We start from the raw sequence: 24,232 nt of genomic DNA on the forward strand, positions 1-24,232 counted from the left end.
CGCGCCCCGGCCCGAGGTGGCACGGCCGCCACGGGCGCGACCGTGCGCGTGGCCGTGCCGTGAGGACCAGGTCAGACTCCCCGGCGCGCGGCGTTGCCGGACCCGGCGCAAAGGTGCGGGCAGCCCACCCCGGCACGCCCCGCCCCGAGGTGGCGCGGCCGCCGCGGGCGTAGCTGTGCGCGCGGCCGTGGGCGTGAGGACAAGGTCAGAGTCCCCGGTGCGCGGCGTGTCCGGACAGCGGTCGAGCCGGTCCGGCGCGGCCGGTCACGCCGTCGACCGCCACCCGGCCACCCGGCCACCCGGCCGGCGAGCCGCAGCCACACCGGTCGGCGCAAGGCGGGGACCGTGGCCAGAGCCAGAGCCAGAGCCAGAGCCAGGTCTAGGGCCGGGGCTAGGCCAGGGCCACGGCCGTGCTCAGGGGCGCAGTTCCAGGGTCGGGACGTCGTTGCGGGTGATGCCGAAGGTCTGGGCGTAGAGGGAGAGTTCGGCCTCTACGGCGCGGATGATGGTGTCGGCGCGGCGGAAGCCGTGGCCCTCGCCGGGGAACGGCAGATAGGCGTGCGGTATGCCGCGGCCGGCGACCTCGGCGAGGAAGCGGTCGCACTGCGCGGGCGGGCAGATGACATCGTCCAGGCCCTGCAGCAGCAGGAACGGTGCGGTGATCCGGTCCGCGCGGTGCAGCGGCGAGCGCTCGCGGTAGCGGTCGGGCACCTCGGCGAACGGGCCGACCAGTGACTCCAGATACTGCGATTCGAAGTCGTGGGTCTCATCGGTCGCCCAGCCCACCAGGTCGAGGATCGGGTAGCTGATCGTGCCGCAGGCGTAGAGATCCGTGGAGGTCAGCGAGGCGGCGGTGGTCCAGCCGCCGGCGCTGCCGCCTCGGATGGCCAGCCGGGAGAGGTCGGCGCTGCCCTCGTCGGCCAGTGCGCGCGCGACCGCCGCGCAGTCCTCGACGTCCACGACGCCCCACTGGCCGCGCAGCCGTTCGCGGTACTCCCGGCCGTAGCCCGTCGAGCCGCCGTAGTTGACCTCGGCGACGCCGATGCCGCGGGAGGTGAAGTAGGCGATCTCCAGGTCGAGGACGAGCGGCGCGTGGCTGGTCGGGCCGCCGTGGGCCCAGACCACGAAGGGCGGCAGCTCGCCCTCGGGGGCGATGTGGTCGGGGTGGCGCGGCGGGTAGATGTGGGCATGGACGTCCCGCCCGCCGGGGCCGCTGAACGTCCGGATCTGCGGCTGCGGGTGATACGCCGGGTCCACCACGTCGACGTGCCGCGAGGCGATCACCCGGGAGCGTCCGGTGCAGGTGTCCAGTTCGACGATCTCGTACGAGCTGTGCGGTCCGGCGGCGATGCCGATGACGCGGCTGCCCTGCACGGCCAGGGTGGGCGCCCACTCGGTCCACGGTCCGGCCGAGTCGACCAGCTCGCCGGAGACCGGGTCGAGGATGCCCAGGGTGTTGACGCCGCGGCCGTGGATGACCGCGAGGGTGCCGTTGTCCAGCGGCAGGAACCAGCGCTGCCCGACGTTCCACAACGGGCCGCCGAACTCCTCCTGGCGGGCGGGGCACAGACCGCGGCTCGCCACCACGCCGTCGGCCGCCGCTCCGGGATCGATGCGCTGCACCTCCCACCAGCCGCTGAGGTCGGAGACGAAGAGCAGCGCGCCGTCCGCGGCCCATTCGATCTGCGCGACGGACTCCCCGGTCGCGCCGCCGTCCGGGGAGGTGGGGCCGAGGTCGCCAACGAGCGGCCGGATGTGCGCGAACTCCCCCTCGGGGGTGATGTCGGCGAGCATCACCAGGGTGCCGTCCCACGGCATCCGCGGATGATCCCAGGCGATCCAGGCCGCGCGCCGTCCGTCCGGGGAGAGCCGTGGACCGGTCACGAAGCGATGCCGGTCGTCGCTCAACTCCCTTACCGCGGCACGGTTTTCGGCTCCCGATCCGTCCAGCGGGACGGCGGCGACGACCCGGCGGACGTCGGTGGGCCGGTCGCCGGTGAACTCCTCCAGGACGCACCACACCTCGCCCCGCTCGGGGCGCAGCACCGGGTCCACCCAGCGCAGTCCGCCGCCGGCCTGCGACAGCGGGGTGAGGGGGCGTGGGTCCTCGCCGCTGTCCGGCTCGAATGCGTACAACCGCTGGTCGGCGAAGTCGCTGAAGACGACCAGCGGTCCGCGGTCGGTGAGCGTGCCGGCCCAGGGCTGGCCGCCGTATTCCAGCACCCGGCTGCGGACGTTCCAGGGCGCGGGCAGCAACGGCTGCTCGGTGCCGTCCGGCAGCCTGCGGATCAGGGCCCTTCGGCCGCCCTCGGCGGGCCGCGGCTCCGTCCACCAGACCTCGTCACCGACGACGCCGACGAATGCCGGACGTCCGTCGTGGGCGGCGACGTCCTTGGCGGCTATCGGGGACGGCCAGGCTCCGTAAGGCGCCGTGGTCACCATGCTGGGGTTCCTCCTTCGCTGGACAGCCCCGAGGAGCCTGCCCTGCTCATGCCTGTCGCAGGAAATGATCGAGTACGCGGACACCGAAGTGCAGTGCCTCGACGGGCACGCGTTCGTCGACGCCGTGGAAGAGCGCCTGATAGTCGAAGCCCACGGGGAGTTTGAGCGGTGAGAAGCCGTAGCCGGCGATGCCCAGCCGGGAGAACTGCTTGGCGTCCGTGCCGCCGGACATGCAATACGGGATGACATGGCCGTGCGGGTCGAAACGCTGGATCGCGGCCCGCATCACGGCGTAGGTCGGGGAGTCGACCGGGGCCTGCAGGGCGACCTCGCCGTGGTGGAAGTCCCAGGTCACATCGGTTCCGGTGAGGGCGTCCATCGTCGTACGGAACTCGGCCTCGCCGCCCGGCACCACTCGCCCGTCGACATAGGCGACGGCCGTCCCCGGGATCACATTGACCTTGTAACCGGCCTCCAGGATCGTCGGGTTGGCGCTGTTGCGGACGGTCGGCTCGACCAGCTTGGCGGACGGGCCGAGCTTGCTGAGCAGCGCGTCGACGTCGAAGTCGGCGGCGTCCACGTCCGCGTCGATGCCGTGCAGGGCGGCGAGTTCGCGCAGGGCGGCGATCACCGTGGGGGTGAGCCGGACCGGCCATTCATGGGCGCCGATCCGGGCCACCGCGGCGGCCAGGCGGCTGACGGCGTTGTCGTGGTTGACCTTCGAGCCGTGCCCGGCCCGGCCGTGGGCGGTCAGTTTCAGCCAGGCCGTGCCGCGCTCGCCGGCAGCGATCGGATACAGCGGCATCCCCCCGCCCGCGTGGAAGGTGAACGCACCGGATTCGCTGATGCCTTCGGTGCAGCCCTCGAAAAGCTCCGGGTGGTGGTCGGCGAGGAATCCGGAGCCGTCGTCGGCGCTGGCCTCTTCGTCGGCGGTGAAGGCCAGCACGATGTCGCGCCGCGGCCGCACTCCGCTGCGCGCCCATCGCCGGACGGTGGCGAGCACCATGGCGTCCATGTTCTTCATGTCGATGGCGCCCCGGCCCCAGACCACGCCGTCGCGGACCTCACCGGAGAAGGGGTGCACGCTCCAGTCGGCGGGCTCGGCCGGCACCACGTCCAGATGGCCGTGCACCAGCAGGGCGTCGGCTCCGGGGTCGGTGCCCGCGATGCGGGCGACCACGTTCGTCCGCCCCTCGCTGCGCTCCAGCAGGGTCGGTTCGAGCCCGGCCTCGGCGAGCCGCTCGGCGACGTACTCGGCCGCCGGGCGCTCGCGGCACTCGCCGTCACCGGCGTTGGTGGTGTCGATGCGGATGAGGTCGGACGTGAACCGCACCACCTCGTCCAGGGCCCGGTCGTCGACCGGCCCGGCGGACTCGGCGGGGGCATCGGACGCGGCGGCGGATACGGGGTCAGCCATATTGTTCCTCCACGGCGGACGAGACGACGGTCGTGACCGCCTTGAAGCACCGAATGGCTTCGTACATGTCCTGACCGGTATACGCGACGCGGCGCTCTCCGCTGCGCTCCACGCCGGGAACGCAGGTCGCCGCGCCCACCAGATGCTCCGCGTCGAACTCCATCTCGAAGCGGAAGGGGCCGCCCCGGACCGGTTCGTGGCGCACCGCGAGGGGCACTCCGGCGCGCGCGGCGGACCGGATGTCGGCCGCCGTACGGGCCGGGGGGCGGCAGATGGCGGCGTAGCGCGAGACGTAGTCCTTGACCGCTGCCTTGGGGGCCTCGGGGGCGTATCCCAGGGCGTCCTCGCAGGTGAGGTCGTCGCCGGTGACCAGCACCACCGGAACGCCGTATTCGGCGACGACAAGGGAGTTGAGATAGCCCTCGCTCGCCCGGACGCCGTCGACCCAGACGCCGGTGAGAGAGTTGGCGAGATAGGTGTGGGCGAGGACGCCTTTGGTGCCGGCGCCGGTGTGATAGCCGACGAAAGCAATTCCGTCGACGTCGCCGTGCTGGACGCCCTCGACCATGCTCAGGGATTTGTGCCGGCCGGTGAGCATCTCCGCGCGCTCGTCGAGCTGTTCCAGCAGCAGATTGCGCATCGTCCAATGCGCTTCATTGACGAGCACCTCATCGGCTCCGCCGTCGAAGAACCCGGCGATCGCCGCATTGACATCGGAGGTGAACATGTGGCGGCAGCGCTCCCACTGCGGCGTCCCCGGCAGTACGTCGGCGGGCCAGGTGACGCCTGTGGCGCCCTCCATGTCAGCGGAGATGAGGATCTTCACCAGGCACCAGTCCTATCGCAGGTGGGAGGGCGGCGTACACGGTCATCACCCTCGCCCGGCCGGGTCGAGGATCTTCATGCCTCGTCACGTTACGCGTCGGCGAACACGCGGACCAGGCCTGTGGATAACTCCGGAGGTCCAGTCCACCGGCGGTCGGCCGCCGCGCCGGCGCGGCCTCTCACCTGACCGGATCAGCCCCGGTCACAGCGGCACCGGCAGGGCAGCGCGCGAACCAGCGACGAAATAGGCCTCCCGAATTCCTCGCATCCAGTGGATTCACGGGATTCACAGGATTCACTGAATCCGATACGCCGAGTGTCTTTCAGATCGCAGCATCGCAGCGGAAATACACGGCGTCGATCCGCGCCCGGTAAATGGCGCTCCCGGAACGCGGGACGCGGGACACCGCCGCGCACAGGGCGCCGCCCCGCCGTGACGCCCCGCCGTCCGCTGCTCGGCATCCTCTTCGGCCTGACCTCCCACGATGACGTACGCCCGTGCGCACGGGCTGCGCGGCGCGATCCGCTCCGGCGGCCACAACTGGTCCGGTGCGCCCCTGCCGGACGGCGGTCTGCTGATCGGCCTCTCCCGGATGGCGCGGTGCGACGTCGACCCCGCGACGGCGAGGGCGACGGTGGGGCCCGCCACCACAGGGCGGGACCTTCTCGCCGCCCTCGCCCCGCACGATCTGGCCTTCCCGGTGGGCCACTGCCCCTCCGTCGCGATGGGCGGTTTCCTGCTCAGCGGCGGGCTCGGCTGGAACTCCAGACCTGGAAGCCGCCGCCGAACGGGCCCGCCGCTCGTACCGTCCCGCCGGCCGGGACCGCCTCCAGGAGCTGAAGGCCCGCTGGGACCCGCACCACGTCTTCCACTCCTACCTCGCGCCGTGACGAACGAGCGCTGCACCATGGGGGCATGATCCCGCCCCGCCGCCTCCACCCCCTTGTGCCCCTGGAGTCCCTCGAACCGCCGGCAGACCAGGGCGACCCGGCCCGCCCCCTCTGGTACGCGGCATACGGCTCCAACATGCATCTCGACCGGCTGGCCTACTACCTCGAAGGGGGCCGGCCGCCCGGCGCGCTGCGGACCTACCCCGGCTGCCGGGACCCCCGGCCCCCCGTGCGGTCGTCGCCGGTGCTGCTGCCGGGCCGGCTCTACTTCGCGGCCGAATCGCCGGTGTGGACGGGCGGCAGCGCCTTCTTCGACCCCGATGCCGACGGCGAACTCCCGGCCCTCGCCCACCTGGTGACTGCCGCGCAGTTCTCCGACATCGCGGCCCAGGAAGTACACCGGGAACCGGGCCGGGACCTCGACCTGACCCAGCTGCTCCGCCACGGCCGGGAGCGGCTGGGTCCGGGCAGGTACGAAACCCTGGTGTACGCGGGGCTGCTGGACGGCTGCCCCGTGGTGACCTTCACCGCCCCCGGAGGCCTCGCCGACGCGGCCGTGAACGCCCCCTCCCCCGCCTATCTGCGCCACCTGGTCGCGGGGCTCGTCTCCGCCCACGGCTGGAGCCCCCTGGAGGCGGCCACGTATCTGGCGAGCTGCCCGGGAGCCGCCGGGCAGTGGCCGCCCGCCGCGATCGCGGCCCTGCTCACCGAGGATCCGTCCGGATGACCGCGCGCCCTCCCGGCAGCCCTGCCCGGCCGTGGCGCAGACGCCTCCCGACTTGCGTAACACCCCTGGATGGGTTTGTTTCGAAGTAGCTGTGGACGTGGCTGCCGTCTCCCCCGGGAGGGTGTGAACCGCTGTGCTGTTCACCGACCGCGCCGATGCCGGCACCCGGCTGGCTGACGCGCTGCGCCCTCTCGCGCGCGAAGATCCCGTCATCCTCGGCCTGCCCCGCGGCGGCGTCCCGGTGGCCTTCCAGGTGGCGCAGGCCCTCGACGCGCCCCTCGATGTGATCGTGGTCCGCAAACTCGGCGTCCCCTACCAACCGGAGCTGGCGTTCGGCGCCATCGGGGAGGGCGGCGTGCGGGTGATCAGCGACGATGTGGTGCGCCGCGGCCGGGTCGGCGAGGACGACATCGCCTCCGTCGAGCGCGCCGAGACAGCGGAGCTCGACCGCCAGGCCCGCCGGTTCCGCGCCGACCGGCCGCGGCTGTCCCTGGAAGGCCGTACGGCGGTCCTGGTGGACGACGGGATCGCGACCGGCGCCACGGCGGCCGCCGCCTGCGAGGTGGTACGGGCACTGGGCGCGGCCCGGGTGGTGCTGGCCGTCCCGGTGGCGCCGCCGAGCGCGGCGGAGCGGCTGCGCGGCGTGGCGGACGACGTGGTGTGCCTGTCGACGCCGCTCGCGTTCTCTGCCGTGGGCGAGTGGTACCGCGATTTCTCACAGACACCTGACGCGGACGTGGTCGCCCTCCTGGCACGCGCGGCGGCCGGTCCCACGCCCCGCCGGTCCGGTCCGGCGCCCGCCGCCGAGGAGGCCGTGGAGGTGGCAGCGGGCGGGGTCCGGCTGGCCGGGGACCTCACGGTTCCCCAGGGCGCGGACGCCGTCGTGATGTTCGCCCACGGATCGGGCAGCAGCCGGCACAGCCCGCGCAACCGGGCGGTGGCTGCCGCGCTCAACCGGGCGGGCCTGGGCACCCTGCTGTTCGATCTGCTGACGCCCGCCGAGGAGGCCGACCGGGCGAACGTCTTCGACATCGCCACGCTGGCCGGCCGGCTCGCGGACGCCACCCGCTGGCTGCGGACCCGCGAGTCCGCAACGGTCGGCTACTTCGGCGCGAGCACCGGCGCCGCCGCGGCGCTGCGGGCCGCCGCCTCCCCGGACATCGAGGTCGGCGCCGTGGTGTCCCGCGGCGGCCGGCCCGACCTGGCGGGGCCGGGGCTCGCGGACGTCCGGGCACCGACGCTGTTGATCGTGGGCGGCAACGACACGCTGGTGCTCGGCCTCAACCGGCAGGCGCGGGCGCAACTGCGCTGCGAGAGCCGGCTGGAGGTCGTCGAGGGGGCCACCCATCTCTTCGAGGAGCCGGGCGCCCTGGACGAGGTCGCCGACCTCGCCAGGGACTGGTTCACCCGGCATCTGACGGCCCGGTGACGCGGCGCGGGCCACCGCCTTCGCGCCACTCCGGTTGCCCGCACCACGGAAGTCCGTGCTGCCGTCACCCGGCGGTCCACGCTCCGTGGGTGGTTGCTCCCCGGTGCTACGCCCGGTCCTCGTGGCCCAGTTGGAGGTCGCGTTCGGTGCGTCCGCCGCCGGCCACCTGGAGGACGGTGGCCACCGGCGGATACCCGGCGGCGATCACGGTGTACTCCCCCGCCGAGAGATCCACGAAGCGGAACAGCCCGTCGGGCCCGGTCGTCGCGGTGTCGACGACGTTGCCCGCCGCGTCCAGGAGGGTGACCCTCGCGTCCTCGACGGGGCGGCCGCCCCCGGCCCGTACGGTGCCGCGCAGTACCGCGCCGCCCGCGAGTTCGATGTCCTGCCGGGTCTCGCGGGACGCCTGGACGGTCACCGGGAGTGCGGCGGGCCGGAAGGCCGGCGCACTGGAGGCGAGGGTGTACTCGCCGGCGACCAACTCCGGGATGACGTAGCCGCCTTCGCGCCCGCTGCGGGTGCTGGCGACCACCTCGCCGCGCACGTCGGTGAGGGTGACCATGGCGTCTCGTACGGGCGTGCCGTCGGCGGTGGTGACCGTTCCGGCGAGCCGGCCGGCGCCGCCGAGGACCACGTCCAGGTCGACCGGCCGCTCGCCCACGGTGACGCTGACGGCCTGCGGCTGGTGGCCGCCGGCCGCCGCGATCAGCACGTATGAGCCGGTGCCCGGTGTGCTCAGCGCGTACCGGCCGTCCTCGCCGGTGGCACCGCGGCCGATCTGCCGCCCGGCGACGTCGATCAGGGTGAGCGCGGCGCGCGGGACGATGCTGCCGTCGTGGTGCTGGACGGTGCCGCAGACCGGGACGCCGGCCGTGGCCGGTCGGTGCCCGGCGGCATGGGCGTGGGCGTAGGTGGTGGCGGCGCCGTAGGGGTCCGCTGCGGGGGCCGCCTCGGCGGCGGAGGCGGAACGTGCCTGCGGGACCGCGGGGTCCTCCTGGTCGCCGTACGGCGCGTTCGGGGCCTGCGGGGCATGGGAGGCGTGTGACACCAGAGGTTTCTCTTTCAGGAAGAAGGCGAGCAGGAAGCCCAGGACGAGCACCGGCACGAGGTAGAGGAAGATCCGCGGCATGGCGTTCGCGTAGGCGGTGATGTAGCCGTCGCGCAGCGGCGCGGGCAGCGCGTGCACCACTTGCGGGGTGATGGACTCCGGGTCGGGCAGCCGCGCCGACCGGGGCAGTTCGGCCGCGAGCTGATCGGCGAGCCGGCCGGCGAAGAGGGTGCCGAAGACGGCCGCACCGACGCTGCCGCCGATCTGCCGGAAGTAGTTGTTGGCGCTGGTCGCGGTGCCGAGGTCGGCGGGGCGTGCGGAGTTCTGCACGGCGAGCACCAGCACCGGCATGACGAACCCGATGCCGAGGCCGAGGATGCCCATCCAGAGGCTGTAGACCTCGCGTGAGGTGCCCTCCTCCATCCGGGACAGCAGCCACATCCCCTCGGCGGCCACCGCGCAGCCGAGCACCGGGAAGACCTTGTAGTGGCCGGTGCGGCTGATGAGTTGGCCGGAGACGATCGAGGCGACGACCACGCCGCCCATCATCGGCAGCATCAGCAGCCCGGACTCGGTGGCGGTGGCGCCGTCGACCATCTGCAGGAACGTCGGCAGATAGCTGGCGGCGCCGAAGAGCGCGACACCGACGACGGCGCCGATCAGCCCGGTGATGTTGAAGATCGAGTCGCGGAACAGCCGTAGCGGGATCAGCGGTTCGGTGGCGAAGTGCTCGACGGCGAGGAAGAGCAGCGCGGTGCCGAGCGCACCGGCGCCGAGGCCGAGGATGATCCGTGAGTCCCAGGCGTATTCGGTGCCGCCCCAACTGGTCAGCAGCACCAGGCAGGTGGAGAACGCGGCGAGCAGCAGCGCGCCGGCGATGTCCAGCTTGGGGCGCCCCGAGGGCCGGGGCAGCTTCAGCACGAACGCGATGACGATCAGCGTCAGCACACCGAAGGGGACGTTGATGTAGAAGCACCAGCGCCAGGAGGCGTGGTCGGTGAAGAAGCCGCCGATCAGCGGTCCCGCCACGGAAGCGAGTCCGAAGACGGCGCCGATCAGGCCCATGTAGCGGCCGCGCGCGCGGGGCGGGACCACGTCGGCGATGATCGCCTGGACGCCGATCATGAGTCCGCCGCCGCCGACACCCTGCACGGCCCGGAAAATGATCAGTTCGTCCATGGAGCGCGACCAGCCGGCCAGTGCCGAGCCGACGATGAAGACGAGGATCGCGAACAGGAAGACCGACTTGCGGCCGAAGAGGTCACCGAGCTTGCCGTAGAGCGGCAGGCCGATGGTCGAGGCCAGCAGGTAGGACGTCACCGCCCAGGACATCTTGTCCAGGCCGTGCAGCTCACCGACGATCTTCGGCAGGGCGGTGGCGACGATCGTCTGGTCAAGGGCCGCGAGCAGCAGCGTCAGCATCAGCCCGAGAAAGACCATCCGGACCCGTCGGGGGCTGAGCTGCACCGGCGCCAGAGATTCCGGGGGAGATCCGGTGGTGGGCGTGCGCCCCCGCCCGCCGCTGCGCTCCGCCTCGCCGTCCCGGACCGTGGCGTGCGCCCGTGCCGTGATCTCACCGGTGTCCGGCGCTCCGGCCCGCTCGTCCTGTTCGGTCAGGGTGGTCCCGCCCACGTACTGCTCCCGTCGTCACGCCTGCTGCCGCCGCCCATTTCTCGCATTGGGCGACAACAGCGATCAAGCGCGGCGAATCGGAGCGTGCGGGGCGGGAACGGACCTCAAGTACGTTGCCCGGGGCGCCTATTGGGCTCCCATCAGGGGTTTCTGTGCGCCGCCCAAACGGAGGGGCGTACGCCGTGGCGCGAAGGAAACCACCCGAACCGGTGAGCGTGACGACACCCCGAACGGGTTATGGCACGGCGCTCGGGCCGCTCACTTCTCCATCTGTGCGGCGAGGTTGGCGAGGATGGCGTCGTAGATCCGGCCAAGTCCCTTGGGCGCGAAGGTCTTCTCGAAGAAGCCGCCCACGCCGCCGGCCCCCTGCCAGGTGGTGGTGACGACGACCTGGGAGCGCTTCTCGCCCGCCGGGGTGACGACCCAGGTGGTCACCATGGAGGAATTCCGGTCCTTCTCGACGAGCTGGCCGTCGGTCGGCTCGTCGACCTCCAGCAGACAGTCCCGCACCCGCTTGCTCGTCGCCTGGAGCTTCCAGTGGACGAGGGTGCCCTTGCCGTCGCCGCCCTCGCGGACCTCGAACTCGCTGAAGTGCTCGGGCAGCAGCTTCTGGCGCGTGCCGCGGTAGTCGGCGAGCGCGTCGAACACGTCCTCCGGGTCCGCCGCGATCTCGCGCTGCGTGATGGCCTCGACCTGACCCATGTGTGTCTTCCTCCAGTACTCGGCGGCCGGTCCTGCGGTGCGCGCCAAGCCAACCACCACTGGGCGGCGCGCCAAAATCCGGGTTGCAGACGTCAAGGGAACATCTGTTCTATTATCGCGGGCGGGGGCTCGGCAGGACAGATCAGGAGGCCCGATGCGCTGGGACAATCTGGGCGAAAGCTCATCCGCCCTCTTCGGCACGGACGTCGTCAGCCGGACGTTCGACACCCCCGAATTCCGCGGGATCACCTTCCACGAAGTGCGCGCCCGCTCGATCGTGAACAGGGTGCCGGGTGCCTCCCGGATGCCGTTCGAATGGACGGTGAATCCCTACCGCGGCTGCAGCCACGCCTGCGTCTACTGCTTCGCCCGCAAGACCCACAGCTATCTCGACCTGGACACCGGGCTCGGCTTCGACTCCCAGATCGTGGTCAAGGTCAATGCCCCCGACCTGCTCCGCCGCGAGCTGAGCGGGCGCCGCCGGCGCGGTGAGCACATAGCCATGGGCACCAACGTCGACTGCTATCAGCGCGCCGAGGGCCGCTACCGCCTGATGCCCGGCATCATCGCCGCGCTGCGTGACCACGCCAACCCGTTCTCGATCCTCACCAAGGGCACCCTGATCCTGCGCGACCTGGAGTTGCTGCGACAGGCCGCCGAGGTCACCGACATCGGCATCTCCGTCTCCGTCGGCTTCCTCGACAACGAGCTGTGGCGCACCGTCGAGCCCGGCACTCCCGCCCCCGAGCGCCGCCTCGACGTGGTGCGCACCCTCACCGACCACGGCATACCCTGCGGCGTCCTGATGGCCCCGGTGATCCCCTTCCTCGGCGACGCCCCGGAGCAACTGCGCGCCACGGTCCGGGCCGTCGCGGAGGCGGGCGCCGGCTCCGTCACCCCGCTCGTGCTGCATCTGCGGCCGGGCGCCCGCGAATGGTTCATGTCCTGGCTCGGCCATCATCACCCTCATCTGGTGGGCCGCTACGAGCGGATGTACGCCAACGGCTCCTACGCCCCCACGTGGTACCAGCGCCGGATCACCCGCCAGGTCCACGACCTCGCGACGGAGTACGGCATCGGCCCCTCCCGTCCCCGTGAGACCCGCCGCATCGCGCCGCCGGCCGCCACCCCCGACTCCCCTTCCGCGCCGACCCAGTTGACGCTCCTGTGACCGGTGGCGACGACACCGCCCACGCCATCAGGGCGCCGTCACACCCGGGTCCGTGACCGCCTCCAGGGCCCGCGCGAGGCGGTCGCGCGCCTCCGACTGGGCGGCGATCCGCTCGTCGATGACGGCGAGCCGCGCGCGGGCGATCCGCAGCCCCTCGGCCGAGGGCCGGACGGCGGGCAGATCGCCGTCCAGGCAGGAGGTGAAGCAGTGGACGTCGGCGAGCGTGAGACCGGCGGCGAGCAGATGCCGGATGTTGCGGACGCGTACGACGGCGCGGACGTCGTAGGCGCGATAGCCGTTCGCCGCCCGCTCCGAGCTGATCAGGCCCTCGCGTTCGTAGTTGCGCAGCGCGCGCGGCGACGCACCCGTGAGCCGCGCCAACTCCCCGATCCGCACCCGGACCACCTCCCCCTCCGGGACCGTTTCCACCAGCGGCCCGGCCGGGAGGGGCGGCGGCCCGGCCCGCGCTCAGCCGACCACCGCTCCCCCGTCGACCGGCAGGACCACCCCCGTCACGAAGGACGCGGACGGCGCGGCGAGCCGGGTGAGCGCCCAGGCCGCCTCTTCGGGGCGGCCGACCCGCCCCATCGGGGTGTGCGCGATCTGCCATTCCCGTACGGCCGTTCGCTGTGCGGGGGTGAGGCCGCGGTGCTCGGCGATCGGGGTCTCGATCGCGCCGGGGGCGATCGCCACCACCCGCACGCCGCGGGGTGCGAACTCCACCGCCCAGCTACGGGTGAGGAGTTCGAGCCCCGCCTTGGTCGCCGCGTAGACCGAGTCGCCCGGCCGGCCCCGCTGACCGACCGAGGTGGTGATGTTCACCAGCACCCCGCCGGTCCGTTCGAGGTGCGGCACGGCCTCCTGGGCCAGCAGCACCGGCGCGACGAGGTTCGTCGCCGGCAGCGGTGCCAGCAGTTCCCCGGTGTAGGTGCCGAGGGTGCCGGCGCCCACGATCCCGGCGTTGTTGACCAGCACGTCCAGCCGCCCGTAGGTGTCCGCCGCATGCCGCACGATCCGCTCGGGCGCTCCGGCCGCGGTGATGTCGGCGGCATACGGCACGATCGCGCCGCCCGCTTTCCCGCTCCCACTCCCCCGCGGCCGTCTCCTCCAGCGGCGCGGCCCGCCGGCCCACCGCCACCACGAGTGCCCCTTCGGCCGCGAAGGCGCGGGCGCTCGCGCGACCGATCCCGCTGCCGGCACCGGTGACGAGGACGACCCTGCGGGGCGTACCGGCCCGGCGCGGCCGGGAAGCCGGTGCGGGAGCCTCCGCCGGCGTACCTGCCGAAATGCCTGTCAGCGCGCCTGTCGACGTGCCCGTCGACGTCTTTTGTGTGCCGGGGTGCTTGTCCGTTCCATGCCGGGAGTCTTCGACCCTGCCCCCTGGGGCAAGGTCAAGCCGCCCGCCGGCGCCGCTGCCGGCCGGCCGTATCGGGAGCCGCGCGCTCAGCGCCGGCTCCCGCCCGCTGCCGGACCCGCCGCGCCGCCCCCTCCCCCGCTCTCTCCCGCGTCCTCGTGCACCCCCAGCCGGGCCAGGGACGCCGCGGCGGCCGCGGCCAGGCGGGGGTGGCCGACGGCTGCGGTGAGGGTGGGGACGGCCCGGCGGTCGCCCAGCGCGCCCAGGCCCTCGACGCAGGCGAGTGCCACCCGCCAGTAGGCGTTGTGCGGGGTGAGCAGCCGCTCCAGGGTGGCGATGAGGGCGGGGACGGACTGCGGGGCGCGGAGTTCGGCGAGCAGGCGTACGGGGTGCAGGGCGTAGGCGGTGCGCAGGGGGTTGGTGGCGAGGGCGGCCGCGGCGCGGGCGGTGCGCGGGTCGCCGAGCCGGCCGAGGGCGTGTGCGGCGGTGGCGCAGCGGATCGGGTCGCGGTAATTGAGCAGCAGGACGAGTGTCTCGAAGGCGCGTTTGTCGCCGGCGCAGCCCAGGATGAAAGCGGCGACCTCCCGGGCCCACAAGGGGCGTTCCACGGCGGTCAGTACCCGCGCGAGTTCCTCGCGTCCGGCCGGGGTGTCCTTGCGGGCGAGGCCGAGCAGCCGCTCGTAGGCGACCAGATCCTGCGGGGAGCGGAGTTCGGCCCGCACCCGGTCAGTCAACTCGTGGAATTCCTCTTCCATTTGCCGTCCCCTCCCGCCGGGCCGCCCCGGTTCGCGCGACGTGGCCTGCGCCACAGCCTAATGACCCGGACTACCCCTGGCGCTCCGGTTACCCACGGGTTAACCTGCTGGAACGGGCAGCACCACTGCTCGGGCGGCCTGGTGACGCAGCCGCCACAGGTGAATTCGGTTCGGCACCGCACAGCACGACCCCTTACGGAGAACACGGCACGGCCCCGGGACAGGGCCCGCCGGGTCTCCCCCTCCGCCAGCGCTGCCCGCAGCTCCGCGGCATCCCGGCGGCTCCCGCCGCCTCTTCCCCGCTGCTCGCTGCTTCTCGTCGCGTCTGCGCGGTCACTCCTCAGTCGTCACCTCTCCCCTGCCTCAGGGGAACACCCTCTGGAGTCTCGCGATGGGCACTCAGTCCACACCGGACCTCTCAACTGATGTCTCCCCTCTGTCCCTTTCCACCGTGGCCGTTGTCGGCCTCGGCACCATGGGCACCGGTATCGCCGAAGTGCTGACCCGCGCAGGCCGCGAGGTCATCGGCATCGACACCGACGAAGCCGCCGCCCGCCATGCGGTCGCCGCCCTCGAGGCCTCCACCACCCGCGCCGTGCACCGCGAGCGGATCACCGAACGGGAGCGGCAGGACGTGCTGGCCCGCTTCCGTACCTTCTCGGACCTTCAGGCGGCGGCCGACGCCGACCTCGTCATCGAGGTCGTTCCGGAGGACTACGAGCTCAAGCGGCAGGTCATCACGGCCCTCGACGGCATCGTGCGGCCGGAGACCATCCTCGCCACGGGCACCAACGCCCTGTCGGTGACCCGGCTGGCTGCCGATTCGCAGCGCCCCGAGCGGGTGCTCGGCGTGCACTTCTTCAACCCCGCGCCGGCCATGAAGCTGGTCGAGGTGGTCTCCTCGGTGCTCACCGCGCCGACCGTCGTCACCGCCGTCACCGCCCTCGCCCGCGACCTGGGCAAGGACCCGATCGCGGTCGGCGACCGCCCCGGGTTCGTCGCGGACGGTCTGCTGTTCGGCTACCTCAACCAGGCCGCCGCGATGTACGAGTCGAAGTACGCGACGCGCGAGGACATCGACGCCGCGATGCGGCTCGGCTGCGGCCTGCCGATGGGTCCGCTGGCGCTGCTCGACCTGATCGGCGTGGACACCGCGCGGACGGTCCTGGAGGCCATGTACGCGGACTCCCGCGACCGGCTGCACGCCCCGGCCCCGATCCTCGGCCAGCTGGCCGAGGCCGGACTGACCGGCCGCAAGGCGGGCCGCGGCTTCTACACCTACGAGGAGCCGGGGAGCGCCACCACCGTGCCGGACGCGGAGAGCCCCCGGTCCGCCGACGCGCTCGGCGCCGGCCGCACCGTCCACAGCGTCGGCGTCGCCGGTTCCGGGACGATGGCCAGCGGTATCGCCGAGGTCTTCGCCAAGGCGGGCTTCGAGGTCGTGCTGGCCGCCCGCAGCCCGGAGAAGGCGGAGAAGGCGAAGGCCCGGATCGCGAAGTCGCTGGGCCGCTCCGTGGACAAGGGCCGGCTCAGCGCCGAGGCACGGGATGCCGCGCTCGCCGCGATCACCCCGGCCGGTTCGCTGGACGCCTTCGCGGACGTCGATCTGGCCGTCGAGGCGGTGGCCGAGGACCTGGAGGTCAAGCAGCAGCTGTTCGGCACCCTGGACAAGGTCTGCAAGCCGGGCGCCGTCCTGGCCACCACCACCTCCTCGCTGCCCGTCGTCGCCTGCGCCCGCGCCACCTCGCGCCCCGAGGACGTCATCGGGATGCACTTCTTCAACCCGGCGCCGGCCATGAAGCTGGTCGAGGTCGTCCGTACGGTCCTGACGGCCGACGACGTGCACGCCACCGTGCGCGCGGTCTGCACGAAGGTCCGCAAGCACCCGGTGGACTGCGGCGACCGGGCCGGATTCATCGTGAACGCGCTGCTGTTCCCGTACCTCAACAACGCGATCAAGATGGTCCAGGAGCACTACGCGACGCTGGACGACATCGACGCCGCGATGAAGCTCGGCGGCGGCTACCCGATGGGCCCGTTCGAACTCCTCGACGTGGTCGGTCTGGACGTCTCGCTGGCCATCGAGAAGGTGCTGCACGCGGAATTCCGCGACCCCGGCCTGGCGCCGGCGCCGCTGCTGGAGCACCTCGTCGCCGCGGGCTGCCTCGGCCGTAAGACCGGCCGCGGCTTCCGTGAGTACGCCCGGCGTTGACGGGTGGGGCGGGTGGGGCGGACTGCTGGAACCTTCCGGCAGTCCGCCCCCGGTCACGGGGGCACAGGTGGCACCGAATGCCACGGGCCGGGTAAATATGCAGTACCGTCCCCACATGTCCCAGCCCGCTCGCACGCAGTCCTCCGACGCACCCGACACCAGCACTCCCGGCACCCGTCGCGCGGCCGCCCAGCGGCTCAAAATGCGCCGCGAACTGTCGGCGGCGGCAATGGAACTGTTCGCGACCAAGGGCTACGAAGCGACCACCGTCGACGAGATCGCGGCCGCCGCGGGCGTCGCCCGGCGCACCTTCTTCCGCCACTTCCGCTCCAAGGAAGAGGCGATCTTCCCCGACCACGACGACACTCTCGTACGCGCCGAGGCCGTCCTGGACGCCGCACCGCCGCACGAGAACCCGCTCGACACGGTCTGCCGGGGCATCAAGGAAGTCATGCGGATGTACGCGGCCTCCCCGGCCGTGGCCGTGGCCCGCTACCGCCTGACGCGTGAGGTGCCCACCCTGCGCGAGGCGGAGATCGCCTCGGTGGCCCGCTACGAACGGCTCTTCACGCGCTATCTGCTGGGCCACTTCGACGAGGGGGCGCACCGCGAGGGCGACGACGACCCGCTGCTCGCCGAGGTCGCCGCGTCCGCCGTGGTCACCGCGCACAACCACGTACTGCGGCGCTGGCTGCGGGCGGGCGCCCAGGGCGATGTCGAGACCCATCTCGACCATGCCTTCGCGATCGTCCGGGAGACCTTCGGCAGCGGCATCGGCGCGGGCCGCACCACCACGAACGAGAACCCGCCGGCGGCCGTCTCGCAGGAGGGCGAGGTCCTGGTGACGGTGGCGCGCACGGACGCCCCGCTGGACGAGGTCATGCGCACCATCGAGCGGGCCCTGAAGCAGCGCCAGTAGGGGCAGCAGGGGCGCCGGAAGAGCGCTGAACGCCGTGTACGGGCGGGGTGGGGGCCGGGGGCCCCGGCCCCGCCCGCACTGCTCTCGCGACGACGTACGGGTCCGGCTCATGACCCCCACTTGAACGATCATCGCTCATTTGTGACCACCGAGTTTCAACTGAGAGAAATTCATGGCACTCAGTGTCTTGCCGCATGGCACGCGGTGTCATACGTTGAAGGTGTCCGGGCGGCCGGCGCGCAGAAGAAACACTTCGTGCGCCGGCTGTCCCAGCAAGCCACTCGTGGCCGCTCGCCCGGACGCCTGCGTCACAGGCAACCACCCGCGCTCACCAGCGCTGCCAGGCACCGTGACCGCCGCTTCTGCGACCAGCGCGAAAGCGAAGGACACTGAGCCGACCCCGGCCGAACCGACGGCACCACCTCCCGCACCACCCCCGACGTTCCCTCAAGCCGTTCCCCAACGCGCTTCGCCGGAGGCACACCGTGAACGAAATCCTGGACGCGATCCTCGCGACCGACAGCACCCGCGACGACTTCGCCGCGCTGACCCTCCCCGAGTCCTACCGCGCGGTGACCGTGCACAAGGACGAGGCCGAGATGTTCGCCGGCCTCGCCAGCAAGGACAAGGACCCCCGCAAGTCGCTGCACGTCGAAGACGTGCCGCTGCCCGAGCTGGGCCCGGGCGAGGCACTGGTGGCCGTGATGGCCTCCTCCGTGAACTACAACTCGGTCTGGACCTCGATCTTCGAGCCCGTGTCGACGTTCGGGTTCCTGGAGCGCTACGGCCGCCTCTCCGAGCTCAGCAAGCGGCACGACCTCCCGTACCACGTCATCGGCTCCGACCTCTCCGGAGTCGTGCTGCGCACCGGTCCCGGCGTCAACGCCTGGGGCCCCGGCGACGAGGTCGTCGCGCACTGCCTGTCCGTCGAGCTGGAGTCCTCGGACGGCCACAACGACACCATGCTCGACCCCGAACAGCGCATCTGGGGCTTCGAGACCAACTTCGGCGGCCTCGCCGAGATCGCCCTGGTCAAGTCCAACCAGCTGATGCCCAAGCCCAAGCACCTGAGCTGGGAGGAGTCGGCGGCGCCCGGTCTGGTCAACTCCACCGCGTACCGCCAGCTGGTGTCCCGGAACGGCGCCGGCATGAAGCAGGGCGACAACGTCCTGATCTGGGGCGCCAGCGGCGGCCTCGGCTCGTACGCCACCCAGTTCGCGCTGGCCGGCGGCGCCAACCCGATCTGCGTCGTCTCCAGCGACCAGAAGGCGGAGATCTGCCGGAAGATGGGCGCCGAGGCGATCATCGACCGCAACGCCGAGGGCTACAAGTTCTGGAAGGACGAGCACAACCAGGACCCCAAGGAGTGGAAGCGCTTCGGCAAGCGCATCCGCGAACTGACCGGCGGCGAGGACGTGGACATCGTCTTCGAGCACCCCGGCCGGGAGACCTTCGGCGCGTCCGTCTACGTCACCCGCAAGGGCGGCACCATCGTCACCTGCGCCTCGACCTCGGGCTACACCCACGAGTACGACAACCGCTACCTGTGGATGTCGCTGAAGAGGATCGTCGGCTCACACTTCGCCAACTACCGCGAGGCGTGGGAGGCCAACCGGCTGGTCGCCAAGGGCAAGATCCACCCGACCCTGTCGCGGACCTACTCCCTGGAGGACACCGGGCAGGCGGCCTACGACGTGCACCGCAACCTGCATCAGGGCAAGGTCGGTGTGCTGGCGCTCGCACCCGAGGAGGGGATGGGCGTGCGCGACGAGGAGATGCGCGCCAAGCACCTCGACGCCATCAACCGGTTCCGGGACATCTGAGCCCCCTCAGAAGCCTGAACCACGAGGATACGGGTCACACATGACTGAGCGTCAGAAGGATCGTCCGTGGCTGATGCGGACCTACGCCGGGCACTCCACCGCCGAGGCGTCCAACGAGCTGTACCGGCGTAACCTCGCCAAGGGACAGACCGGCCTGTCGGTCGCGTTCGACCTCCCGACGCAGACCGGTTATGACCCCGACCACATCCTCGCCCGCGGCGAGGTCGGCCGGGTCGGGGTCCCGGTGTCCCATCTCGGTGACATGCGGCGACTGTTCCAGGACATCCCGCTGGACCAGATGAACACCTCGATGACCATCAACGCGACGGCCATGTGGCTGCTGGCGATGTACCAGGTGGTGGCGGAGGAGCAGGGCGCCGACATCACCAAGCTGTCGGGCACGACCCAGAACGACATCGTCAAGGAGTACCTCTCGCGCGGGACGCACGTCTTCCCGCCGGGCCCCTCCCTCCGGCTGACCACCGACATGATCACGTACACGGTGGCCAACATCCCCAAGTGGAACCCGATCAACATCTGCAGCTACCACCTGCAGGAAGCGGGCGCCACGCCGGTCCAGGAGATCGCGTACGCCATGTCCACCGCCATCGCGGTGCTGGACGCGGTGCGCGACTCCGGGCAGGTGCCGCCGGAGAAGTTCGGCGATGTCGTGGCCCGTATCTCGTTCTTCGTGAACGCCGGCGTCCGCTTCATCGAGGAGATGTGCAAGATGCGCGCCTTCGGCCGCATCTGGGACCGCATCACCCGCGAGCGGTACGGCATCGAGAACGACAAGCAGCGCCGCTTCCGCTACGGCGTCCAGGTCAACTCGCTGGGCCTGACCGAGGCCCAGCCGGAGAACAACGTCCAGCGGATCGTGCTGGAGATGCTGGCCGTCACGCTCTCCAAGGACGCCCGCGCCCGCGCGGTCCAGCTCCCCGCCTGGAACGAGGCGTTGGGCCTGCCCCGGCCCTGGGACCAGCAGTGGTCGCTGCGCATCCAGCAGGTGCTCGCGCACGAGAGCGACCTGCTGGAGTACGAGGACATCTTCGCCGGCTCGCACGTCATCGAGGCCAAGGTGGACTCGCTGGTCACGGAGTGCATGGCGGAGATCGAGCGCATCCAGGAGATGGGCGGCGCCATGGCGGCCGTCGAGTCCGGCTACCTCAAGTCGCAGCTGGTCTCGGCGCACGCCGAGCGGCGGGCCCGGATCGAGGCGGGCGACGAGAAGATCATCGGCGTCAACTGCTACGAGGGCACCGAGCCCAACCCGCTCACCGCGGACCTGGACACCGCCATCATGACCGTCGATCCGGACAACGAGGCCGGCGTCGTCGCGGCCCTGCACACGTGGCGGGACAACCGCGACGAGGGCCGGGCACAGGACGCGCTGTCGGTGCTCAAGAAGACCGCGGCCGGTGACACCAACCTCTTCGCGGCCACCCTCGAATGCGTACGCGCCGGTGTGACGACCGGCGAGTGGGCCTGGGCGCTGCGCGACGTCTTCGGCGAATTCCGGGCCCCCACGGGCGTCTCCAGCGCCCCGCTGGCCGTCGCGGCCGAAGCCGGCACCCCCCTCGCGGCCGTCCGCGAGAAGGTCGCACGGACCGCGGCGGACCTCGGCAGCGGCAAACTGCGCCTGCTGGTCGGCAAGCCCGGCCTCGACGGGCACAGCAACGGCGCCGAACAGATCGCCGTACGGGCCCGCGACGCGGGCTTCGAGGTGGTCTACCAAGGCATCCGGCTCACACCGGAACAGATCGTCTCGGCGGCCGTCGCCGAGGACGTGCACTGCGTGGGCCTGTCGATCCTCTCCGGTTCGCACGCGGAGCTGGTGCCGGACGTCCTGGCCCGGCTGCGCCGCACCGGCGTGGACGACATGCCCGTCATCGTCGGCGGGATCATCCCGTCGGCCGATGCGGCCGCGCTCCGGGAAGCCGGAGTGGCGGCCGTCTTCACACCCAAGGACTTCGGTATCACGGAGATCATCGGCCGTATCGTCGACGAGATCCGGAAAGCGAACAAGCTCGACCCTCTGGAGGTCCCCGCATGACCCAGGTCAACCGTCTGCGCCCCCGCCGCTCCTGCCTCGCGGTCCCCGGCAGCAACCCGCGCTTTCTGGAGAAGGCCCAGGGCCTCCCGGCCGACCAGGTGTTCCTCGACCTGGAGGACGCCTGCGCACCGCTCGCCAAGGAAGGCGCCCGCCACACCATCGTGGACGCGCTGAACAACGGCGACTGGACCGGCAAGACGCGCGTGGTGCGGGTCAACGACTGGACCACGCACTGGACGTACCGGGACGTCATCACGGTCGTCGAGGGTGCGGGCCCCAACCTCGACTGCATCATGCTGCCGAAGGTGCAGGACGCCCAGCAGGTCATCGCGCTGGACCTGCTGCTGACGCAGATCGAGAAGACGATGGGCTTCGAGGTCGGCAAGATCGGCATCGAGGCGCAGATCGAGAACGCCAAGGGCCTGGTGAACGTCGACGAGATCGCCGGGGCCTCGCCGCGCCTGGAGACCATCATCTTCGGCCCGGCCGACTTCATGGCGTCCATCAACATGAAGTCCCTGGTGGTCGGCGAGCAGCCGCCCGGCTATGGCGCGGACGCGTACCACTACATTCTGATGCGCATTCTGATGGCCGCTCGCACCTACGATCTGCAGGCGATTGACGGCCCCTACCTTCAGATCAAGAACGTCGATGGCTACCGCGAGGTCGCCGGCCGCGCCGCCGCCCTCGGCTTCGACGGCAAGTGGGTGCTGCACCCCGGCCAGGTCGACGCCGCCAACGAGGTCTTCTCGCCCTCCCAGGAGGACTACGACCACGCCGAGCTGATCCTGGACGCCTACGAGTGGCACACCTCGGAGGCCGGCGGCGCCAAGGGCTCCGCGATGCTCGGCGACGAGATGATCGACGAGGCGAGCCGCAAGATGGCGCTGGTCATCTCCGGCAAGGGCCGGGCAGCCGGCATGACCCGTACGTCCAAGTTCGAGGCCCCGGAGGCGTAAGCGCGATGCAGTTCGGCCGCACCTATGAAGAGTTCACCGTCGGCGATGTGTACAAGCACTGGCCGGGGAAAACCGTCACGGAATACGACGACCACCTCTTCTGTCTGCTCACCATGAATCATCACCCGCTGCACATGGACAGCAACTACGCGGAGAAGACCACCGACTTCGGGAAGAACGTCGTCGTCGGCAATTACATCTACTCGCTGCTGCTGGGCATGTCGGTGCCGGACGTCTCCGGAAAGGCCATCGCCAACCTGGAGATCGAATCGCTCAAGCACGTGGCGCCGACCTTCCACGGCGACACGCTCTACGGCGAGACGACCGTGCTCGACAAGACACCGTCGAAGTCCAAGTCGGACCGCGGCATCGTGTACGTCGAGACCAAGGGCTACAAGCAGGACGGCACCCTGGTCTGCATCTTCCGGCGCAAGGTCATGGTCCCCACGCAGACGTACATCAAGGAGCGCGGCGGCGAACAGCCCGGCCGCCCCGAGCTGCAGGCCCCGCCGGCCAAGAAGGAGAAGTAGCGATGACGCGTCTCTCGCAGACCGAGGGCCTGACCGACATCCAGCGGGAAATCCTCTCCACCGTCCGCGATTTCGTGGACAAAGAGATCATTCCGGTCGCCACCGAGCTGGAACACCGCGACGAATACCCGACGCACATCGTCGAGGGCCTCAAGGAACTCGGCGTGTTCGGGCTGATGATCCCCGAGGAGTACGGCGGCCTCGGCGAGTCGCTGCTCACCTACGCGCTGACCGTCGAGGAAATCGCCCGCGGCTGGATGAGCGTCTCGGGCATCATCAACACCCATTTCATCGTGGCGTACATGCTCAAGCAGCACGGGACCCAGGAGCAGAAGGACTATTTCCTGCCGAAGATGGCGGCGGGCGAAGTCCGCGGCGCCTTCTCGATGTCGGAGCCGGCGCTGGGCTCCGACGTCTCGGCCATCTCCTCCAAGGGCGTGAAGGACGGCGACGGTTACGTCCTCAACGGCCAGAAGATGTGGCTCACCAACGGCGGTTCGTCCACGCTCGTCGCGGTGCTGTGCAAGACGGACGAGGGGCACCCCGAAGGCACCGCGCCGCACAAGTCGATGACGACGTTCCTGGTGGAGAAGGAGCCCGGATTCGGCGAGGTCAAGCCGGGGCTGACGATCCCCGGCAAGATCGACAAAATGGGCTACAAGGGGGTTGACACCACCGAACTGATCATGGACGGCCTGCGGGTTCCGGCCGACCGGGTCCTCGGCGGCGAGACCGGACGTGGCTTCTATCACATGATGGACGGCGTCGAGGTCGGCCGGGTGAACGTCGCCGCCCGCGGCTGCGGTGTCGCACAGCGCGCCTTCGAGCTGGGCGTTTCGTACGCGCAGCAGCGGCACACCTTCGGGAAGCCCATCGCCCAGCACCAGGCGATCCAGTTCAAACTGGCTGAAATGGCCACAAAGGTCGAAGCGGCGCATGCAATGATGGTGAACGCCGCCCGCAAAAAGGACTCCGGTCAGCGGAACGACCTGGAGGCGGGCATGGCGAAGTACCTGGCCTCCGAGTACTGCAAGGAGGTGGTCGAAGACGCTTTCCGCATCCACGGCGGCTACGGTTTCTCCAAGGAGTACGAGATCGAGCGTCTCTACCGCGAGGCCCCGATGCTGCTGATCGGTGAAGGTACGGCCGAGATCCAGAAAATGATCATTGGCCGCCGGCTACTCGAGGAGTACCGAATCCAGGGGTGAACGTCCCGTTTGGGCCGATTTCGTCTAGACGAAGATCACACCCCGTCATCGTTCTTCGGCCACGGATTGGCTCTGGCTCTTGGCCAGTTGCCGCTCGCAACCGATAGCATCCCCGGAAAGCCGCCGTCCCCCGTA

18 protein-coding genes and 3 pseudogenes are annotated in these 24,232 nt (G+C 71.1%); 12 read left to right on the forward strand and 9 right to left on the reverse strand.

Going from position 1 to position 24,232, the window contains the following annotated elements; all coding sequences use genetic code 11:
• Positions 1–414: 414 nt before the first annotated feature.
• From ACIRQ7_RS12855 to ACIRQ7_RS12865, 3 genes are read right to left on the reverse strand one after another with little or no spacing between them, the layout of a single operon-like run.
• Complete coding sequence (locus ACIRQ7_RS12855; protein ID WP_404262130.1) at positions 415–2,442, reverse strand: S9 family peptidase; 2,028 nt, start codon at positions 2,440–2,442, stop codon at positions 415–417.
• A 46-nt stretch (positions 2,443–2,488) separates the two neighbouring features.
• Positions 2,489–3,859, reverse strand: a complete 1,371-nt coding sequence (locus ACIRQ7_RS12860) for a M20/M25/M40 family metallo-hydrolase (RefSeq protein WP_401467272.1) — start codon at positions 3,857–3,859, stop codon at positions 2,489–2,491.
• Positions 3,852–4,685, reverse strand: a complete 834-nt coding sequence (locus ACIRQ7_RS12865; protein ID WP_404262132.1) for a M55 family metallopeptidase — start codon at positions 4,683–4,685, stop codon at positions 3,852–3,854. Before ACIRQ7_RS12865 ends, ACIRQ7_RS12860 begins: the two co-directional genes overlap by 8 nt.
• Before the next feature lie 484 nt (positions 4,686–5,169).
• Here ACIRQ7_RS12865 and ACIRQ7_RS12870 point away from each other — a divergent pair.
• The 4 genes and pseudogenes from ACIRQ7_RS12870 to ACIRQ7_RS12885 all read left to right on the forward strand — a co-directional run.
• A pseudogene (locus tag ACIRQ7_RS12870) lies at positions 5,170–5,442 on the forward strand (FAD-binding protein); the annotation flags it as partial.
• A 13-nt stretch (positions 5,443–5,455) separates the two neighbouring features.
• Entirely contained in the window at positions 5,456–5,575 is a 120-nt protein-coding gene (locus tag ACIRQ7_RS12875; RefSeq protein ID WP_404262323.1) for a BBE domain-containing protein, read from the forward strand.
• 25 nt (positions 5,576–5,600) lie between these two features.
• Complete coding sequence (locus ACIRQ7_RS12880; RefSeq protein ID WP_404262133.1) at positions 5,601–6,302, forward strand: histone deacetylase; 702 nt, start codon at positions 5,601–5,603, stop codon at positions 6,300–6,302.
• Positions 6,303–6,435: 133 nt separating this feature from the next.
• Positions 6,436–7,731, forward strand: a complete 1,296-nt coding sequence (locus ACIRQ7_RS12885; RefSeq protein WP_404262134.1) for a phosphoribosyltransferase family protein — start codon at positions 6,436–6,438, stop codon at positions 7,729–7,731.
• Positions 7,732–7,837: 106 nt separating this feature from the next.
• On the opposite strand, the gene ACIRQ7_RS12890 is transcribed toward ACIRQ7_RS12885, so the two are convergent.
• Positions 7,838–10,411: an MFS transporter gene (locus tag ACIRQ7_RS12890; protein ID WP_404262135.1), complete on the reverse strand. Its 2,574-nt coding sequence runs from the start codon at positions 10,409–10,411 to the stop codon at positions 7,838–7,840.
• A gap of 258 nt (positions 10,412–10,669) precedes the next feature.
• Positions 10,670–11,113 (reverse strand): SRPBCC family protein, encoded by a 444-nt coding sequence (locus ACIRQ7_RS12895; protein ID WP_401467290.1) that lies wholly within the window; start codon positions 11,111–11,113, stop codon positions 10,670–10,672.
• Between the two features lie 154 nt (positions 11,114–11,267).
• On the opposite strand from ACIRQ7_RS12895, the gene ACIRQ7_RS12900 reads away from it, so the two are divergent.
• Entirely contained in the window at positions 11,268–12,284 is a 1,017-nt protein-coding gene (locus ACIRQ7_RS12900) for an Rv2578c family radical SAM protein (RefSeq protein WP_404262136.1), read from the forward strand.
• A gap of 27 nt (positions 12,285–12,311) precedes the next feature.
• Here ACIRQ7_RS12900 and ACIRQ7_RS12905 read toward each other — a convergent pair whose 3' ends face one another.
• The 4 genes and pseudogenes from ACIRQ7_RS12905 to ACIRQ7_RS12920 all read right to left on the reverse strand — a co-directional run bounded on the left by ACIRQ7_RS12905 (position 12,312) and on the right by ACIRQ7_RS12920 (position 14,393).
• Positions 12,312–12,680 carry a MerR family transcriptional regulator gene (locus ACIRQ7_RS12905; RefSeq protein WP_404262137.1) on the reverse strand — a complete coding sequence of 123 codons (369 nt, stop codon included), beginning with the start codon at positions 12,678–12,680 and terminating at the stop codon, positions 12,312–12,314.
• 72 nt (positions 12,681–12,752) lie between these two features.
• Positions 12,753–13,343: an SDR family NAD(P)-dependent oxidoreductase gene (locus ACIRQ7_RS12910; protein ID WP_404262138.1), complete on the reverse strand. Its 591-nt coding sequence runs from the start codon at positions 13,341–13,343 to the stop codon at positions 12,753–12,755.
• A gap of 94 nt (positions 13,344–13,437) precedes the next feature.
• Positions 13,438–13,731 (reverse strand): annotated as a pseudogene (locus ACIRQ7_RS12915) (hypothetical protein); the annotation flags it as partial.
• Positions 13,728–14,393, reverse strand: a complete 666-nt coding sequence (locus ACIRQ7_RS12920) for a HEAT repeat domain-containing protein (protein ID WP_404262139.1) — start codon at positions 14,391–14,393, stop codon at positions 13,728–13,730. The pseudogene ACIRQ7_RS12915 and the gene ACIRQ7_RS12920, both read right to left, overlap by 4 nt.
• 391 nt (positions 14,394–14,784) lie before the next feature.
• Here ACIRQ7_RS12920 and ACIRQ7_RS12925 point away from each other — a divergent pair, with 391 nt between their 5' ends.
• From ACIRQ7_RS12925 to ACIRQ7_RS12955, 7 genes and pseudogenes are all read left to right on the forward strand, one after another.
• A complete protein-coding gene (locus ACIRQ7_RS12925) occupies positions 14,785–16,605 on the forward strand; it encodes a 3-hydroxyacyl-CoA dehydrogenase family protein (RefSeq protein ID WP_404262141.1) in 1,821 nt (606 codons plus the stop codon).
• 115 nt (positions 16,606–16,720) lie between these two features.
• Positions 16,721–17,524 (forward strand): TetR family transcriptional regulator, encoded by an 804-nt coding sequence (locus ACIRQ7_RS12930; RefSeq protein ID WP_404262143.1) that lies wholly within the window; start codon positions 16,721–16,723, stop codon positions 17,522–17,524.
• Between the two features lie 485 nt (positions 17,525–18,009).
• Positions 18,010–19,347: a crotonyl-CoA carboxylase/reductase gene (gene ccrA, locus ACIRQ7_RS12935; protein WP_404262144.1), complete on the forward strand. Its 1,338-nt coding sequence runs from the start codon at positions 18,010–18,012 to the stop codon at positions 19,345–19,347.
• A pseudogene (locus ACIRQ7_RS12940) lies at positions 19,325–21,400 on the forward strand (protein meaA); the annotation flags it as partial. The gene ccrA and the pseudogene ACIRQ7_RS12940, both read left to right, overlap by 23 nt.
• A complete protein-coding gene (locus tag ACIRQ7_RS12945; RefSeq protein WP_401467308.1) occupies positions 21,397–22,359 on the forward strand; it encodes an HpcH/HpaI aldolase/citrate lyase family protein in 963 nt (320 codons plus the stop codon). The pseudogene ACIRQ7_RS12940 and the gene ACIRQ7_RS12945, both read left to right, overlap by 4 nt.
• A 5-nt stretch (positions 22,360–22,364) precedes the next feature.
• Positions 22,365–22,889: a MaoC family dehydratase gene (locus tag ACIRQ7_RS12950; protein ID WP_404262147.1), complete on the forward strand. Its 525-nt coding sequence runs from the start codon at positions 22,365–22,367 to the stop codon at positions 22,887–22,889.
• A 2-nt stretch (positions 22,890–22,891) separates the two neighbouring features.
• Positions 22,892–24,097 carry an acyl-CoA dehydrogenase family protein gene (locus ACIRQ7_RS12955; RefSeq protein ID WP_404262148.1) on the forward strand — a complete coding sequence of 402 codons (1,206 nt, stop codon included), beginning with the start codon at positions 22,892–22,894 and terminating at the stop codon, positions 24,095–24,097.
• Positions 24,098–24,232 lie beyond the last annotated feature (135 nt).

Source organism: Streptomyces sp. NPDC101393, from assembly GCF_044767385.1.
GTDB lineage: Bacteria > Actinomycetota > Actinomycetes > Streptomycetales > Streptomycetaceae > Streptomyces.